This is a genomic window from Pseudomonas sp. ENNP23, from assembly GCF_001728945.1.
Taxonomy (GTDB): domain Bacteria; phylum Pseudomonadota; class Gammaproteobacteria; order Pseudomonadales; family Pseudomonadaceae; genus Metapseudomonas; species Metapseudomonas otitidis.
Map to the genome: position 1 here is coordinate 135,776 of NZ_LYSP01000007.1, position 14,930 is coordinate 150,705.

Sequence of the window (14,930 nt, forward strand, 5' to 3'; positions counted from 1 at the left end):
CACGGCGGTGCATGCGGGGTATCAGAGAGTGGCGGGATTGGAGGCAGCAGCGCTCAGACGGCGGGATTGCTTGAGGTAGCCGGTCAGCTCGCGACCGGGCAGCGGCTTGCTGTAGAGGTAGCCCTGCCCCTCGTTGCAGCCCTGGGCAATGATGTAGCTCTCCTGCTCGGGGGTTTCGACCCCTTCTGCAATCACCTGCATGCCCAGGCTGCGGGCCAGTTGGATGATTGCGCGGACGATGGTGGCGTCGTCCTCGTCCTCGAGCACATCCTGGACGAAGCTCTTGTCGATCTTGATCTTGTCCAGCGGCAGGCTCTTCAGGTAGCTCAGGGAGGAATAACCGGTCCCGAAATCGTCGATGGCGATCAGCGCGCCAGAGCGGCGCAGGCTGAGCAGGTGCTGGGCGGCGGTGGAGATGTCCTCCATCAGGCCGGTCTCGGTGACTTCCAGCTCCAGGCTGCGCGGCGGCAGGCGGTAGACCTGCAGCAGGTTGTTGACCACGCGCGGCAGCTCGGTGTGGTGCAGTTGCACGGTGGAGAGGTTCACGGCCATGCGCAGTTCGTTGAAACCCTGGTCATGCCACTCGCGCAACTGGCAGCAGGCCTGGTCCAGCACCCATTCGCCGATGGGGATGATGCTGCCGTTCTGCTCGGCCAGCGGGATGAACAGGTCCGGCGGCACGAAACCGTGTTGCGGGTGCTGCCAGCGCAGCAACGCCTCGACACCTACCACGCGGTGGTCGCGGTAATCCACCTGGGGTTGGTAGACCAGGTGCAGTTCGTTGCGCTTCAGGGCTTCGCGCAGGTCCTTCTCCAGCTCGCGACGACGGCGCATCTCGCTGTCGACGCTGGCGATGTAGAACTGGTAGCGGTTGCGCGAGCGGCTCTTGGCCAGGGTCATGGTCTGTTCGGCTTTCTGCAGCAGCTTTTCGGTGCTGTCGCCGTCTTCCGGGAAAAGGGTGATGCCGATGGTGGCGCGCAGACGGACTTCATGCTGTTCCAGCTCGAAGGGAGCTTCCAGGTCGTCCAGCACGCTCTGGGCCAGCTCGGCGGCCTCGTAGGGCTGCTCGATATCTGCCTGGACCAGGGCGAACTGGTCGCCTCCCAGGCGTGCCAGGGCGCCCAGTCGGCCGCTGTGGCCACGCAGGCGATCAGCCAGGGCGATCAGCAGCTGGTCGCCGGTCTGGTAGCTGTACTGCTCGTTGATGCCCTTGAAGTCATCCAGGCCCACGCACAACACGGCGACTCGGCGCTGCAGACGGCTGGCGTCCTCGAGGATCTGGTCGAGCTGCTGCTGCAACTGCTGGCGATTGGGCAGGCCGGTGAGGAAGTCGTACTGGGCCATGCGCAGCAGGCTGTTCTCTGCCTCCCGGCGCAAGTGCGTATTGCGTTCGATGGAGGCCAGCAGCTCGTTGGCGGTATTGATCCATAGCCCCAGCTCGTTCTTCTCATTGCCCTTGAGCATGGGCAGCTTGTGCTCGCTGGGGCGGTCGGGGTTGATGTTGGTCAGGTGCTCGATGATCTTCGACAGCGGTTTGGTCAGCAGCCAGTGGTAGACGGAGTAGAGCACCAGGCCCATGGCCAGGGCGCGCAGTACGCCGGAGACGAAGATGATCACCGAGCTGATGACGAAGTCCTCGCCGTAAGGCGCAGTGTCGAGGGTGATGGCCAGGTCGCCGTAATACTCGCTGTACGGACCACGCCCCACCAACTGTGTGGTGAAGTTCTGTTCCTTGCCGAGGATCGGGTCGGTGAGCCAGCGGGTCGGCAACTCGCTCAGTGGTCGGCTCTTTTCCGCCAGCATGGGTTCGTTGGGGTGGCCGATGCTGGCGAAGCGTACCGACTCGTGCTGAAACAGGCCTTCGATGACCTGCATGCCCATTTCGCGGTCCAGGCTGTAGACGGCCTGGGTCGATGGGTCGCGGAACATGCCAAGGATACGGTGGGCGTCGTTGGCCACCGCCTGGCGGGTCTTGTAGACGTCGAACACGATCTGCGCGCAGCTGAGCACCACGCCCACCACCAGTGCGGACAGCAGCACCACGCGGAGCAACTTCAGTGACAAGCTGTTTTTCAGATCCAGCTTCAAGTAGGAATTCCTTGTTCGATGCCGGTAGGTGCCGGACCGCTTGAGTATTGGCAAACACCGGGGAGCCGTCAAAGGGCCAGTACGCAAAAAGCGGAATAGGGGCCACGAATGAAAGGTTCGCGGGCTGATGCATCAAGCGAACACGCCCCTGTGTCGGTGTTGCATCGTCCGACTTGAATACTGCTCGACGAATGGATGGCACTGCACGGCTCGACATGCGCTGCCGTTCAGGTGGGCATGAACGAAAAGACCCGGCGCATGGCCGGGTCCTTTCAGGTGGTGCGGATGACTCAGGCGGCGAAGTTCTTGGCCACGAAGTCCCAGTTCACCAGGTTCCAGAACGCCTCGACGTACTTCGGACGCAGGTTGCGGTAGTCGATGTAGTAGGCGTGTTCCCAGACGTCGCAGGTCAGCAGCGGGGTGTCACCGCTGGTCAGCGGGCAGCCGGCGCCGATGGTGCTGGCCAGGGCCAGGGAACCGTCAGCCTTCTTCACCAGCCAGCCCCAGCCGGAACCGAAGGTGCCGACGGAGGTCTTGGTGAACTCTTCCTTGAACTTGTCGAAGGAACCGAAGGCAGCGTTGATGGCATCAGCCAGGGCGCCGGTGGGCTGGCCACCGCCGTTCGGGCTCAGGCAGTTCCAGTAGAAGGTGTGGTTCCACACCTGGGCGGCGTTGTTGAAGATGCCGCCCGAGGAGGTCTTGACGATCTCTTCCAGGCTCTTGCCTTCGAACTCGGTGCCCGGAACCAGGTTGTTCAGGTTCACGACATAGGTGTTGTGGTGCTTGTCGTGGTGGAATTCCAGGGTCTCGGCGGAAATGTGCGGCTCGAGAGCGTTCTTCTCGTACGGCAGCGGCGGCAATTCGAAAGCCATGTCTGTCTCCTTCATCAGGTCTGGATATGTGCGCAAGGCGCGGGGCCGTTCACGGGCGGCCGGTGAGCGGCTTTGAGTTCGTACTCTTTATATGCCGCGAAGGCCGGATCATAGCACCCGACCAGAGGCTTAACCACGCAGTATCCGTGTGGAATAGCCCCTCCGCGGCCCGTGCTGCTTGGACCGCCCATGCTCAGATCCCGTTCACCAGTTGTGCCGCCATGGCGAACATCATCACCGCCACGGTGAAGTCCAGCAGCCGCCAGGTGGCGGGGCGGGCCAGCCAGGGAGCGAGCCAGGCGGCGCCCAGGGCCAGGGCGAAGAACCAGATCAGCGAGGCGCTGGCCGCGCCCAGGGCATAGGCACCGGGCACCGGTTGCTGGGCGCCGAGGGAGCCGATCAGCAGCACCGTATCCAGGTAGACATGGGGGTTGAGCAGCGTCACCGCCAGCGCCGCCAGCAGCACCGCCTTGCGCGAGCGTGGCCCGGCGTCGGCCTGCATCGCCAGGGTGCCCGGGCTCAGCGCGCGGCGCAGGGCCTGGCTGCCGTACCAGGCGAGGAAAGCCACCCCGCCCCAGCGGGCGATGGCCAGCAGCATCGGGTTCTGCGCCAACACGCTGGCCAGGCCGAACACCCCGGCGCTCACCAGCAGCGCATCACACAGCACGCAGAGCGCCGCCACCGGCAGGTGATGCTCGCGGCGCAGGCTCTGGGCAAGGACGAAGGCGTTCTGCGCGCCGATGGCGATGATCAGCCCGGCGGCCACCAGCATGCCGTTGAAATAGCTCTGCCACATGCCTCAGCCCTCCACCGCGCTGGCGGCCAGCGCCCGCAGGATCGACACCGCGCACTCGGCGCGCTCGCGGGGCACGAACAGGTGGTCGTGGTGGTAGCCCGCCACCACATTGCAACTGATGTCCGCCTGGGCCAGTGCCGCCGCCACGGCGGCCGTCAGCCCCACCGCCGCCAGGGAGGAATGCACCTGCAGGGTGATCCAGGCGGCGACGTAGTCGTAGGGCAACCCCAGCGCATCGGCCTGTTCACGCGGGATGATCAGGCTCAACCCCTCGGCTTCGCGGATGCTGGCCACGGGCGTGCAATCGGCCGGGGCGTCAGACGCCAGGGTGCAGAAGACGTAGTCACTGTCGTCGAGACGGGGTTCCAGGCTGCGCAGCAGCACGGACAGGGCGGTTTCTCCGGCCACGGTCGGTTCCTTGAAGAGGGAAGGGAATGCTGGCGAGTCTGCCGAGGGCGGCTGTATAAGGAAAACGAATCCTGCTGATCTCGCATAAGGAAAATCGATATGTTCGACTACAAGCTCCTGGCCGCCCTCGCCGCCGTGGTGGAGCAGGGTGGTTTCGAGCGGGCCGCCCAGGTGCTGGGGCTGTCCCAGTCGGCAGTGTCCCAGCGGGTCAAGCTGCTGGAGGCGCGGGTCGGGCAGCCCGTGCTGGTGCGCGCCGCGCCACCGGCACCGACGGAGATCGGCACCCGCCTGCTCAACCATGTGCAGCAGGTGCGCCTGCTGGAACGCGACCTCCAGGCCCAGGTGCCGGCGCTGGACGAAGGCGGCCTGCCAGAGCGCCTGCGCATCGCCATCAACGCCGACAGCCTGGCCACCTGGTGGGCCCCGGCGGTGGCGGACTACTGCTCCAGCCACCGGGTGCTGATGGATCTGGTGGTGGAGGACCAGGAAGTCGGCCTCAAGCGCATGCGTGCCGGTGAAGTGGCCGGCTGCATCTGCGCCGCCGAGCGCCCGGTGGCCGGCGCCCGCAGCCTGGCCCTGGGCGCCATGCGCTACCGTGCCCTGGCCAGCCCGGGGTTCGTGGCCCGGCACTTCTCCCGGGGCGTCACGGCGGAGGCGCTGCTGAATGCGCCCTCCATCGTCTATGGCCCCGACGACCAATTGCAGCATCGCTACCTCGCCGCGCTGGGCATCCAGGGCGCCTTTCCCCACCACCTCTGCCCCTCGTCCGAGGGCTTCGTCCGCCTGACCCAGGCGGGCCTCGGCTGGGGCCTGGTGCCCGAGCACCAGGTGGAGGGCGAACTGGCCCGAGGAGAACTGGTGGAACTGATTTCCGAACGGCCCATCGATGTACCGCTCTACTGGCACCACTGGCGCCACGGTGGCGAGTTGCTGGCAAGCCTCACCGAGTACCTGGCCCGCGCCGGCGGGCGCTGGCTGGTGCGTGACTGACTCAACTGGCCGGCAGCGGGCGGGTGCTGGCTCACCGCCCCACGACGGCATGCCGGGGCGCTGCTAGAGTGCGCAACACACGACCTGTGGGGGACGGCAATGAAGATTCTGGTGACCGGAGCGAGTGGCTTCATCGGCGGGCGCTTCGCCCGCTTTGCCCTGGAACAGGGCCTGACGGTGCGGGTCACCGGCCGTCGGCCCGAGGCCGTGGAGCACCTGGTGCGGCGGGGCGCGGAGTTCGTCGCTGGCGACCTGGGGGACCCGCAACTGGCCCAGGCCTTGTGCCGGGATGTGGAAGCCGTGGTTCATTGCGCTGGCGCCGTCGGCGTCTGGGGGCGCTACGAGGACTTCCACCGAGCCAACGTCGAAGTCACCGAGAACCTGGTGGAAGCCTGCCTCAAGCAGCGGGTCAAGCGCCTGGTACACCTGTCTTCGCCGTCGATCTACTTCGATGGGCGCTCCCATGTCGGCATCACCGAGGAGCAAGTACCCAAGCGCTTCTCCGACCACTACGGCGCCACCAAGTACCTGGCCGAACAGAAGGTCTTCGCCGCCGAGGAGTTCGGCCTGGAGGTCATCGCCTTCCGCCCGCGCTTCGTCACCGGGGCTGGTGACACCAGCATCTTCCCGCGGCTGATCGCCATGCAGCGCAAGGGGCACCTGTCGATCATCGGCAACGGCCTGAACAAGGTCGACTTCACCAGCGTGCACAACCTCAACGACGTGCTGTTCAGTGGCCTGCTGGCCGCCGGGCCTGCGCTGGGCAAGGTCTACAACATCAGTAACGGCGAGCCGGTGCCGCTGTGGGACGTGGTCAACTACGTGCTGCGCCGCCTCGACCTGCCGCCGGTCACCCGGCACGTGCCTTTCGGCGTGGCCTACGCGGCGGCGACCCTCAACGAAACGGTCTGCCGGCTGTTGCCGGGGCGCCCCGAGCCCTCGCTGTTCCGCCTGGGCGTGGCCGTGATGGCGCGGGACTTCAGCCTCGACATCAGTCGTGCCCGGCACTACCTGGAGTACGACCCCCAGGTCAGCCTGTGGACGGCCCTCGACGAGTTCTGCACCTGGTGGAAGGCGCAGCAGGGCGCCTGATTCAGCCGCGCAGCGGGCCGGCGTACTGGGTGTACTTGCGCACCAGTTCCTCTTCGGACAGCACCTTCGGCACGCGCACGCCGGTCAGTTCGCTGAGGCGCTCCCCCAGGCTGATCACCGCCTCGCGTCGGGACTCGGCACAGGCCTTGAGCATCTGCTGGATGGCATCGGGTTGGCTGAGGCGGATGTCCAGGGCCTGCTCCTCGCGAATCTGGCGACGAAGGCACTGCATGCAATCCAAGACGGCTTTGGTCAGTTCCACGCGTATTCCCCCCAAGGTGTGAAGAGAGCTCCGGCCTGTCGTCCTGCCCGGACGGAGCGCGTCGGACCCGTTCAGCGGTGGCTCCGTCCGGCGCGGCATCGGCCGCATGTGGAGCGCCCCCGGACGCCCCGCAACGACCAAAGCAAGCCGCGTACCAGTTCACAATCCCAGGAACCATGGGCCCTGCAGCCGGTCCATCAGCCAGGATGCGCACCGACGAAGGGCACCCGCACCAGCATGGCGCGGCGCTGATGCCAGCCAAGCGAACCGGTATACTGGCGCCCCTCGGCCTTGGGGCCGACCCCGATTTCTTGCTCCTCCTGCCGAAGGTCAATCATGCGTAACGATGCTCTCGATGAACTGGACGATGTCCCCAGCCTGTCAACCGACGCGCAGGACCGCGACGAGTTCGGCCACCACCCACGCCGTGTCGCCTCCACGCCGGCCCGGGGTGGTCGCGCGGGGTACGAGCCCGAAACGCGTGGTGGCGCCAGCACCGGCCCGCTGTGGGCCCTGCTGGGTGCCACCGTCATCGCCTTCTGCGGCCTCGGCTGGTGGAGCTTCCAGCAGATCTCGATGATGGAGCAGCAACTGGTCGCCACCCAGGAAAGCTTCGCCCGCATCAGTGAAGAGGCTGCCGGCCGCATCAAGGACATCAGCGGCAAGGTGGTCGCCACCGAGTCCACCGTCACCAGCGGCAGCGAGTCCATCAAGCTGGACATCCGCCAACTGCAATCCCGCCTGGCTGAAGTAGCCAAGCAGCAGCAGGCCCTGAGCGCCCAACTGGGCAGCCAGGACAAGCGCGTCGAGCAGCTTTCCGGCGACTTCAAGACCCAGAGCGGTTCCGCCGGCCAACTGGACAGCCGCCTGCAGAGCCTGGCCGAAGAGCAGGCCCGCCTGAAGGCCGCTCAGGGCGACGCCGCCAAGCTGGAGGAGCGCATCAAGGCACTGGCCGGCGAAATGGAGGTCCTGAAGAAGCAGGGCAACCCCAGCCAGGCCATCAAGAGCCTCGAACAGGACCTGCTGGTCCTGCGCAGCCAACTGGACAGCCGCCCGGCCCAGGCCCCGGCAGTTGCCGGCGGTACCAACCAGGCCGAGTTCGACGCCTTCCGCGCGCAGATGACCCGCAACATCAGCACCCTGCAGAGCCAGGTGCAGAACCTGCAGCAGCAGATCAACGCGCGCTGATCCGTCGCCACAGCGAATGAGCCCCGCACCGCAAGGACCGGGGCTTTTTCATGCCCGGGCTGAGCAGGATGGAGGGTGGGTAACGCTCTTTTCGTCCACCCTCATGGCCAGGCCCAGCGCCGCTGCTGGAGGTGCCACCTGCGAGGCTTTGTGGGTGGGCTGAAGCGGAACGCCGCCCGGCCCACCCTACGGGGACCTGCAGGGGCGAATTCATTCGCCCGCACGTGCCTACCGCCACGAAAAAGCCCCGACCTTGCGGGCCGGGGCTTCGTTCACTGCAGCGTTGCCGCTTACAGGCGCGGGTAGTCGATGTAGCCGACCGGGCCCTTGCCGTAGAAGGTTTCCGGGTGCGGCTCGTTCCAGGGCGCATCCTGCTCCAGGCGGGCCGGCAGGTCCGGGTTGGCGATGAAGGGGATGCCCCAGGCCACGGCGTCGGCCTTGCCTTCGGCGATCCAGGCATTGGCCTGGTCCTTGGTGAAGCGCTCGTTGGCGATGAACACGCCGCCGAAGGCGTCCTTCAGTTGCGGGGCCAGGCTGTCGTCGGCTTCCTTCTCGCGGGCGCAGATGAAGGCGATGCCGCGCTTGCCCAGTTCACGGGCCACGTAGCCGAAGGTCTCGGCGCGGTTGGAGTCGCCCATGTCGTGGGCGTCGGCACGCGGTGCCAGGTGCACGCCGACACGGCCGGCGCCCCAGACCTTGATCAGCGCGTCGGTGATCTCCAGCAGCAGGCGCGCGCGGTTCTCCAGTGAGCCGCCGTAGCGGTCGGTGCGGGTGTTGGTGCTGTCCTGCAGGAACTGGTCCACCAGGTAACCGTTGGCGGCGTGCAGCTCGACACCGTCGAAGCCGGCAGCCAGGGCATTCTCCGCGCCGAGGCGGTAGGCCTCGATGACGTCGGCGATTTCCTCGGTCTCCAGCGCGCGGGGCACCGGGTAGTCACGCAGCGGACGCAGCAGGCTGACGTGGCCCTTGGCGGCGATGGCGCTGGGGGCCACCGGGGCTTCGCCGTCCAGGTAGCTCGGGTCGGAGATACGGCCCACGTGCCACAGTTGCAGGACGATCTTGCCGCCGTTGGCGTGCACGGCCTTGGTCACGTTGCTCCAGCCCTTGACCTGGTCGTCGTTCCAGATGCCGGGGGTGTCGGGGTAGCCGACGCCCATCGGGGTCACGGCGGTGGCCTCGCTGATGATCAGGCCGGCGGACGCGCGCTGGCTGTAGTACTCGGCCATCAGCGCGTTGGGTACGCGGCCTTCGTCGGCGCGGCAGCGGGTCAGGGGGGCCATGATGATGCGGTTGGCCAGTTCCAGGTCGCCCACTTTGATCGGATCGAACAATGTTGCCATTTTGAACACCTCGTCTTAGTCGAGAGCGGTTTCCAGCTCGGGTTTGCGTTGGCTGAAGGTCAACAGGGTGGCGACCAGCGCCAGGATGGCGAGTACGGCTGCGGCGAGCGGCACACGGGTCAGACCCAGGCCCTGCTCGATCACCACGCCACCGACCCAGGCGCCCAGGGCGTTGCCCACGTTGAAGGCGCCGATGTTGAGGGTGGAGACCAGGTTCGGCGCACCGGCGCCGAACGCCACCACGTTCACCTGCAGGGCCGGCACGGCCGCGAAGGCGGCGGTGGCCCAGAGGAACAGGGTGATCTCCATGGGAATCAGGTACGGGCTGGCCAGGTGCACCACGGTGGAGGTGACGGCCAGGGCGATGAACACGCCCATCAGCGTCTGCGCCAGCTTCCAGTCGGCCAGGCGGCCGCCGATGAAGTTGCCCAGGGTCAGGCCCAGGCCGATCAGCAGCAGCGTGCCGGTCACGCCGCGTGGCGACACCCCGGTGATCTCGCCCAGCAGCGGCGCCACGTAGGTGAAGATGCAGAACACCGCCGCGGAGAACAGCACCGTGGTCGACAGCGCCAGCCACAGCCCGGCCCCGCGCAGGGCGGCCAGCTCGGCGCGCATGTCGGCGGCCTCTTCGTCGTCCTGGCGTGGCAGCACGCGCCACAGCCCGATGAAGGCCGCCACGCCGATCAGCGTCACCGCCCAGAAGGTCGAGCGCCAACCCGCCACCTGGCCCAGCGCGGTGCCCAGGGGCACGCCCAGCACGTTGGCCAGGGTCAGCCCGGTGAACATCAGCGCCACCGCCGACGCCTTGCGGTTCGGCGGCACCAGGCTGGCGGCCACCACCGAGCCGATGCCGAAGAAGGCCCCGTGGCAGAGCGCCGTCACCACCCGCGCCAGCATCAGCAGGTCGTAGTTCAGCGCCGTGGCGCACAGCAGGTTGCCGAGGATGAAGATCGCCATCAGCGCCAGCAGCGCCGCCTTGCGGGGAAAGCGCGCCGTGGCCATGGCCATGAAGGGCGCACCGACCGCCACGCCCAGGGCGTAGCCGGTCACCAGCCAGCCGGCGACGGGAATGCTCACGGACAGGTCCGTGGCGACATCGGGCAGCAGGCCCATGATTACGAATTCAGTGGTGCCGATGGCGAACGCGGACAACGCCAGGACGAGAAGCGCGGTTGGCATGGGCCAGCTCCTGAATGAATGGGGGCAGGTGGCAAAGGGGCCGAGGTGAGCCCGCCGGGCGGGACTCTCAATCGGGTGCTGCGGTCAGAGTTCGGTGCTCATCCGCTGCAGGAACGCCTCGATCACGGCCTCGTTGCGCTTGAAGAAGTTCCACTGGCCGATGCGTCGGCTGGTCACCAGGCCAGCCTTCTGCAACGTGGTCAGGTGGGCCGATACGGTGGACTGGGAGAGCCCGGTGCGCTGGTCGAACTTGCCGGCGCACACGCCGATCTCGAACGGGTGGTCCTGCTCGACGAAGTAGCGCTCCGGCTCCTTCAGCCACAGCAGCATGTCGCGCCGTACCGGGTGGGCGAGGGCCTTGAGGATCTCGCCCAGGTCGATGTCGAGGCTTTCGGGGGTGTCGGTCATCGCCGTCTCCACCAGTCATATCGGAATGGAGCGAACTATATATCGGGCAAAAACGATACGGGATCGTTTCCCGCGATAGTCATCATCAGCCCGGCTGATGGACGCGCGTCGACGCAACGGGCTTTTTCAACAGCCTGCTAAGCTGGCGCGATGAATTACCTCGCCCACCTCCACCTCGGCGGCTCCACGCCCCACCAACTGCTCGGCAGCCTCTACGGCGACTTCGTCAAGGGGCCGCTGGATGGCCGTTGGCCCCAGGCCATCGAGGCCGGCATCCGCCTGCACCGGCGCATCGACCTGTTCACTGACACCCACCCGCAGGTCCGGGATGCACGCGCCTTGTTCCCGGCGGCCCGGCGGCGGGTGTCCGGCATCCTGCTGGACCTGTTCTTCGACCACTGCCTGGCCCGCGACTGGGCCGACTACGCCGAGGTGCCGCTGCCCGCCTTCACCGGGCAGGTCTACCGGGTGCTGGCCGACCAGGCGGCGCTGCCCGGTGCCCTGGCCCGCATCGCCCCGCGCATGGCCGAGCAGGACTGGCTCGGCAGCTACCGCGACTTCGACACCCTGGCCGCCGTGGTGGGCGGCATGAGCCGCCGCCTGTCCCGCCCCGAGCTGCTGGCCGGCGGGTTCGACGAACTGGCTGAGCGCTACCAGCCCCTCAGCGAACGCTTCCGGTGCTTCTACCCCGAGCTGCAACGCTTTGCCGCCCAGGCCGGCATGGCTTGACCTGCATCAAGCCCCGGCAGCGGATCGGGGCGTGCAATGCGTGGGCCCCGGACCACCCCGGTCCGACCTGACGAGAACAGTAGAGGTGCTCCGATGAAAGCCCTGCTCCTGGCGACCGACCTGTCCAACCGCTCCGAACGTGCCCTGCGCCGTGCCGCCCAACTGGTGCGGCAGTTCCGTTGCCCCTGGACGGTGCTGCATGTGGTGGATGCCGATCAGCCCCAGGCCCTGGCCATCGCCTGGAGCGCCCAGGTCCACGAGGCCCTGGCCTCGCACCTGAGTGAGATCGCCGAACTGGCGGGCGCCGCCCCCACGCTGCGCATCGAAGTGGGCGACCCGGCCGAGCGCATCGTCGACTTCGCCCGCAGCCAGGGCTTCGATCTGCTGGTGATGGGCTGCCACCGGCGCAACGCCCTGCGCGACGTGTTCGTCGGCACCACCCTGGAGCGCGTGCTGCGCACCGGGGACACGCCGGTGCTGGTGGTCAACCGCGAGACCGAAGGGCACTACCACGACATCCTCATCGGTCTCGACCTCTCGCCGTGTTCGGCCCGCGCCGCCCAGGCCGCCTGCGAACTGGGGCTGCTGGAACTGGCCCGCAGCCGCGCGCTCTACGCCTTCGAGCCCTTCGCCCGGCTCACCCTGCTGGGTGCCGGGCTGTCCGACAGCGCCCTGGAGGAGCATGAGCAACGCGAGGCCGTGGCCGCCCGTTCGGCCCTGGCGCAGTTTCTTGGCGAGCAGGGGCTGCTGGGCGTGTTCAGCCAGCATTCGGCAGAGGAGGGGTTGCCCATCACCGTGCTGCGCCGCGCACTGCAGCAGGCCGAACCGGACCTGCTGGTGCTGGGCACGCGGGGCATGGGCGGGATCAAGCGGGCATTGATCGGCAGCGTGGCGGACGCTGCCCTGCGGGAATTTGATTGCGACATGCTGGTGGTGCCGCCCGCCCGCTGAGGTGGCGGATCAGGCCGCCAGCTCGTCGGATGGGGCGTCACCGAACAGCGCCACCTGCACCGCCTGCTGGGCCTCGCGGGCCAGAGCGTTGCGGTGGCGACCGCTACTGGGGATGGGCGTCAGCAGGCGGATCTCCACCTCGCTGCACGGGCTGCGCAGCAGGCGCACCAGGTGAGACACCAGATCATCCTCGCCAATGAACGGCGCCACGCTGTCCCGCTCACCATCGCGCAGGTAGCGGATCGCCACCGGCTGCACCGCCACCCCGGTCTCGCAGGCGCTGGTCAGCAGGCGGCCATGGAAGGTGCGCACCAGACTGCCGTCGGTGGTGGTGCCTTCCGGGAAGATCACCAGGTTGCGGCCCAGCCCCAGGTGCCGGCCCAGTTGCTGCCCCACCAGGTTGCTCTCCCCCGAACCCCGGCGGATGAACAGCGTCCCGGCCTTGTGCGCCAGCCAGCCGGCCACCGGCCAGGCGCGCACCTCCGCCTTGGACAGGAAGGACAGCGGCGCGAGCATGCCCAGCAGCGGGATGTCGGTCCACGACACATGGTTGCTGACCCACAGCATCGGTACCGTCGGCACCTCGCCTTCCACCCGCACCCGGAAGGGCAGGGCGCCGGCCAGGCGCGCCAGGAACCAGCGGGTCAGGCGCTGCCGGCGCGGCATCAGGTCCCGTCCCCGGGCCAGCCGTTCCAGCACCACCACCCCGCTCGCCAGCAGCAGGCCGAGGCCGATCACTGCCAGCAGGCGGATGACCCGCAGGTAGAACCGCAGCCCGGCCATGGCCTCAGACTGCCGCCTTGAAGTGGCGGGCGTAGCGCGGACACAGCTCGTCGCGCTTGAGCAGGATGAACACGTCGGCGACCTGGAAGTCCGGGTCCCAGCACGGCTCGCCACAGATCTTCGCCCCCAGGCGCATGTAGGCCTTCAGCAGCGGCGGCATCTCCGCGATCACGTTGCCCGGCAGCTCCAGCGCCGGCAGCGGGGTGCGCGGCTCGGCGCGCAGGTGTTCGGTGCACAGGTAGCGTTCGCGCAGGCGCTGCATGATCGCCTGGGCCTGGATGCCGCCGTCCTGCATGGGGATGCTGGCGCAGCCCATGAGGTAGCGGTAACCGCCCTCGTTGAGCACCTCTGCCAGCTCGCTCCAGAGCACCGCGATGGTGCCGCCGTTGCGGTAGGCCGCATCGACGCAGGTGCGGCCGATCTCCAGCACCGGGCCTTGCAGCTCGCCCAGGCCCTCGAGGCGGAACTCCTCCTCGCTGTAGAAACGGCCGATGTCGTGGGCGGCCTGGTGGTCCAGCAGGCGGGTGGTGGCCACCAGCGCACCGCTGTCCAGGTCGCGCACCCCGATGTGTTGGCAGTGCGGGTCGAAGTCATCCATGTCGAGGCCGAATTCGGCGCCCTTGAGCTTGGCGTCGAACTCCGCGCTGAACACCCGGTAGCGCAGTGCCTGGGCTTCACGCAGGGCAGCGACCCCACTGAGGCGTTCGGCCTGCAGGCGGCGCGGGCTCTTGTCGCCGCGTGCGGCGTTGTCGCGGGTGATAGCGATCTGGGTCATGAGTAAGCCTCCATTTGGGCCGGCTAGATCCCGGTTGCAGCCGGACGATCTTGTTGTGCAAGCTCAGGCTAGGCAGACCCGGTGTCACCTCCGTGACGTTTCCGTGATGCTTGAATGACAGCCCCCAAGGAGACCGCCCATGACCTGGCAACGCCTGCTCGAGACCCGTGACCGCCTGCCCGCGCAGCCCCTCGAAGAGTGGTACGGCAGCCTGCTGGAGCGCCTGGGCGAGGCCACGCCCTTCGAACTCGCCATCCTCGGCGGGCGCCTCGCCGCCACCCCGGGGCTGGCCTTCCTTGCGGGCTACCAGGGCGCGCTGCGTCTGCTCTGGCCCTCCGCCCCGCGCAGCCTCGGCGCCCTCTGCGTGACCGAAGCGCGCAGCGTGCGCCCGGCGGACATGCAGGTCCGCCTCGACGGGCTCAGCCTCAATGGCCGCAAGGACTTCGTCACCGCCGCCGACGCTGCCGACTGGCTGCTGGTGGCCGCCCGCGAGGAAGCCGACGGCGAAGCCCCGCGCCTGGCCCTCACCGTGGTGCGCAACGGCGCGCCCGGCGTGCGCATCGAACCCCTGCCGGCGCTGCCGCTGATGCCCGACATCCCCCACGCCCGCCTGCACCTGGACGGCGCCCATTGCGAGCGCCTCGCCGGGGACGGCTGGGATGCCTACGTCAAACCCTTCCGCAGCCAGGAAGACCTCCACGTCCTCGCCGCCCTCAGCGCCTGGCTGCTGGGTGTCGGCCAGGACAGCGGCTGGCCGCCGCCCCTGCGCCTGCGCCTGCTGGGGTTGTTGTCCGGCACGGCCGAAGTGGCCCGGCTGTGTGCCACCAGCCCGGTGATGCACGTCATGCTGGCCGGCCTCTTCGCCGAGTTCGACGGCCTGCGCAGTGAGCTGGACGCCGCCTTCGCCAGCGGCCCCGCGCAGTGGGCAACGCTCTGGACGCGCGACCAGGGCCTGCTGGCCATCGCCGGTGCCGCGCGCGCCACGCGCTTGGTCAAGGCGCGGGAGGCGCTGGGATTGGTGGATTGAACCCAGGCGGTTGACACCGCCCAGTGGCGCAACCGTACACAG

The 14,930-nt window shown here is 68.0% G+C and carries 16 protein-coding genes; 6 read left to right on the forward strand and 10 right to left on the reverse strand.

Translation table 11 applies throughout. The annotated features are described in order from the left end of the window. Positions 1 to 21: 21 nt before the first annotated feature. The 4 genes from A9G05_RS06345 to A9G05_RS06360 all read right to left on the reverse strand — a co-directional run bounded on the left by A9G05_RS06345 (position 22) and on the right by A9G05_RS06360 (position 4,164). The gene (locus tag A9G05_RS06345) at positions 22 to 2,088 is read right to left on the reverse strand and encodes a bifunctional diguanylate cyclase/phosphodiesterase (protein ID WP_069560158.1); all 2,067 of its coding nucleotides are present in this window, start codon (positions 2,086 to 2,088) and stop codon (positions 22 to 24) included. 290 nt (positions 2,089 to 2,378) lie between these two features. Continuing rightward, entirely contained in the window at positions 2,379 to 2,960 is a 582-nt protein-coding gene (gene sodB / locus A9G05_RS06350) for a superoxide dismutase [Fe] (RefSeq protein WP_044409441.1), read from the reverse strand. Positions 2,961 to 3,153: 193 nt separating this feature from the next. Next, positions 3,154 to 3,756, reverse strand: a complete 603-nt coding sequence (locus A9G05_RS06355) for a LysE/ArgO family amino acid transporter (RefSeq protein ID WP_069560159.1) — start codon at positions 3,754 to 3,756, stop codon at positions 3,154 to 3,156. A 3-nt stretch (positions 3,757 to 3,759) separates the two neighbouring features. Beyond that, positions 3,760 to 4,164 (reverse strand): ACT domain-containing protein, encoded by a 405-nt coding sequence (locus tag A9G05_RS06360; RefSeq protein WP_069560160.1) that lies wholly within the window; start codon positions 4,162 to 4,164, stop codon positions 3,760 to 3,762. Positions 4,165 to 4,257: 93 nt separating this feature from the next. Here A9G05_RS06360 and A9G05_RS06365 point away from each other — a divergent pair, with 93 nt between their 5' ends. Beyond that, complete coding sequence (locus A9G05_RS06365) at positions 4,258 to 5,154, forward strand: LysR family transcriptional regulator ArgP (RefSeq protein ID WP_165666130.1); 897 nt, start codon at positions 4,258 to 4,260, stop codon at positions 5,152 to 5,154. Between the two features lie 99 nt (positions 5,155 to 5,253). Beyond that, entirely contained in the window at positions 5,254 to 6,246 is a 993-nt protein-coding gene (locus A9G05_RS06370) for an NAD(P)-dependent oxidoreductase (RefSeq protein ID WP_069560162.1), read from the forward strand. A 1-nt stretch (position 6,247) separates the two neighbouring features. On the opposite strand, the gene A9G05_RS06375 is transcribed toward A9G05_RS06370, so the two are convergent. After that, complete coding sequence (locus tag A9G05_RS06375) at positions 6,248 to 6,508, reverse strand: hypothetical protein (protein ID WP_069560163.1); 261 nt, start codon at positions 6,506 to 6,508, stop codon at positions 6,248 to 6,250. A 336-nt stretch (positions 6,509 to 6,844) separates the two neighbouring features. Between A9G05_RS06375 and A9G05_RS06380 the strand changes: the two genes are divergently transcribed. Further along, complete coding sequence (locus A9G05_RS06380) at positions 6,845 to 7,696, forward strand: ATPase (RefSeq protein ID WP_069560164.1); 852 nt, start codon at positions 6,845 to 6,847, stop codon at positions 7,694 to 7,696. A 290-nt stretch (positions 7,697 to 7,986) separates the two neighbouring features. Here A9G05_RS06380 and A9G05_RS06385 read toward each other — a convergent pair whose 3' ends face one another. From A9G05_RS06385 to A9G05_RS06395, 3 genes are all read right to left on the reverse strand, one after another. Further along, complete coding sequence (locus A9G05_RS06385) at positions 7,987 to 9,036, reverse strand: alkene reductase (protein ID WP_069560165.1); 1,050 nt, start codon at positions 9,034 to 9,036, stop codon at positions 7,987 to 7,989. Between the two features lie 15 nt (positions 9,037 to 9,051). After that, positions 9,052 to 10,215, reverse strand: a complete 1,164-nt coding sequence (locus A9G05_RS06390) for an MFS transporter (RefSeq protein WP_044409420.1) — start codon at positions 10,213 to 10,215, stop codon at positions 9,052 to 9,054. Positions 10,216 to 10,299: 84 nt separating this feature from the next. Beyond that, a complete protein-coding gene (locus A9G05_RS06395; protein WP_069560166.1) occupies positions 10,300 to 10,623 on the reverse strand; it encodes a helix-turn-helix transcriptional regulator in 324 nt (107 codons plus the stop codon). A 150-nt stretch (positions 10,624 to 10,773) separates the two neighbouring features. Here A9G05_RS06395 and A9G05_RS06400 point away from each other — a divergent pair, with 150 nt between their 5' ends. Together A9G05_RS06400 and A9G05_RS06405 are read left to right on the forward strand one after the other, a co-directional pair. Further along, the gene (locus A9G05_RS06400; protein ID WP_069560167.1) at positions 10,774 to 11,352 is read left to right on the forward strand and encodes an ACP phosphodiesterase; all 579 of its coding nucleotides are present in this window, start codon (positions 10,774 to 10,776) and stop codon (positions 11,350 to 11,352) included. Positions 11,353 to 11,445: 93 nt separating this feature from the next. Then, the gene (locus tag A9G05_RS06405; RefSeq protein WP_069560168.1) at positions 11,446 to 12,303 is read left to right on the forward strand and encodes a universal stress protein; all 858 of its coding nucleotides are present in this window, start codon (positions 11,446 to 11,448) and stop codon (positions 12,301 to 12,303) included. Positions 12,304 to 12,312: 9 nt separating this feature from the next. Here the strand turns inward: A9G05_RS06405 and A9G05_RS06410 are convergent, their stop codons facing one another. Then, entirely contained in the window at positions 12,313 to 13,086 is a 774-nt protein-coding gene (locus tag A9G05_RS06410) for a lysophospholipid acyltransferase family protein (RefSeq protein WP_069560169.1), read from the reverse strand. A gap of 4 nt (positions 13,087 to 13,090) precedes the next feature. After that, the gene (gene olsB, locus A9G05_RS06415) at positions 13,091 to 13,861 is read right to left on the reverse strand and encodes an L-ornithine N(alpha)-acyltransferase (RefSeq protein WP_069560170.1); all 771 of its coding nucleotides are present in this window, start codon (positions 13,859 to 13,861) and stop codon (positions 13,091 to 13,093) included. 139 nt (positions 13,862 to 14,000) lie between these two features. On the opposite strand from olsB, the gene A9G05_RS06420 reads away from it, so the two are divergent. Continuing rightward, positions 14,001 to 14,888 (forward strand): acyl-CoA dehydrogenase family protein, encoded by an 888-nt coding sequence (locus tag A9G05_RS06420; protein ID WP_069560171.1) that lies wholly within the window; start codon positions 14,001 to 14,003, stop codon positions 14,886 to 14,888. Positions 14,889 to 14,930 lie beyond the last annotated feature (42 nt).

Coding starts and splice junctions, on each gene's coding strand:
- A9G05_RS06395 (WP_069560166.1), bottom strand. CDS start 10,623: ATGACCGACACCCCCGAAAGCCTCGACATCGACCTGGGCGAGATCCTC.
- A9G05_RS06420 (WP_069560171.1), top strand. CDS start 14,001: ATGACCTGGCAACGCCTGCTCGAGACCCGTGACCGCCTGCCCGCGCAG.
- A9G05_RS06385 (WP_069560165.1), bottom strand. CDS start 9,036: ATGGCAACATTGTTCGATCCGATCAAAGTGGGCGACCTGGAACTGGCC.
- A9G05_RS06390 (WP_044409420.1), bottom strand. CDS start 10,215: ATGCCAACCGCGCTTCTCGTCCTGGCGTTGTCCGCGTTCGCCATCGGC.
- A9G05_RS06370 (WP_069560162.1), top strand. CDS start 5,254: ATGAAGATTCTGGTGACCGGAGCGAGTGGCTTCATCGGCGGGCGCTTC.
- A9G05_RS06410 (WP_069560169.1), bottom strand. CDS start 13,086: ATGGCCGGGCTGCGGTTCTACCTGCGGGTCATCCGCCTGCTGGCAGTG.
- A9G05_RS06380 (WP_069560164.1), top strand. CDS start 6,845: ATGCGTAACGATGCTCTCGATGAACTGGACGATGTCCCCAGCCTGTCA.
- sodB (WP_044409441.1), bottom strand. CDS start 2,960: ATGGCTTTCGAATTGCCGCCGCTGCCGTACGAGAAGAACGCTCTCGAG.
- A9G05_RS06355 (WP_069560159.1), bottom strand. CDS start 3,756: ATGTGGCAGAGCTATTTCAACGGCATGCTGGTGGCCGCCGGGCTGATC.
- A9G05_RS06400 (WP_069560167.1), top strand. CDS start 10,774: ATGAATTACCTCGCCCACCTCCACCTCGGCGGCTCCACGCCCCACCAA.
- olsB (WP_069560170.1), bottom strand. CDS start 13,861: ATGACCCAGATCGCTATCACCCGCGACAACGCCGCACGCGGCGACAAG.
- A9G05_RS06405 (WP_069560168.1), top strand. CDS start 11,446: ATGAAAGCCCTGCTCCTGGCGACCGACCTGTCCAACCGCTCCGAACGT.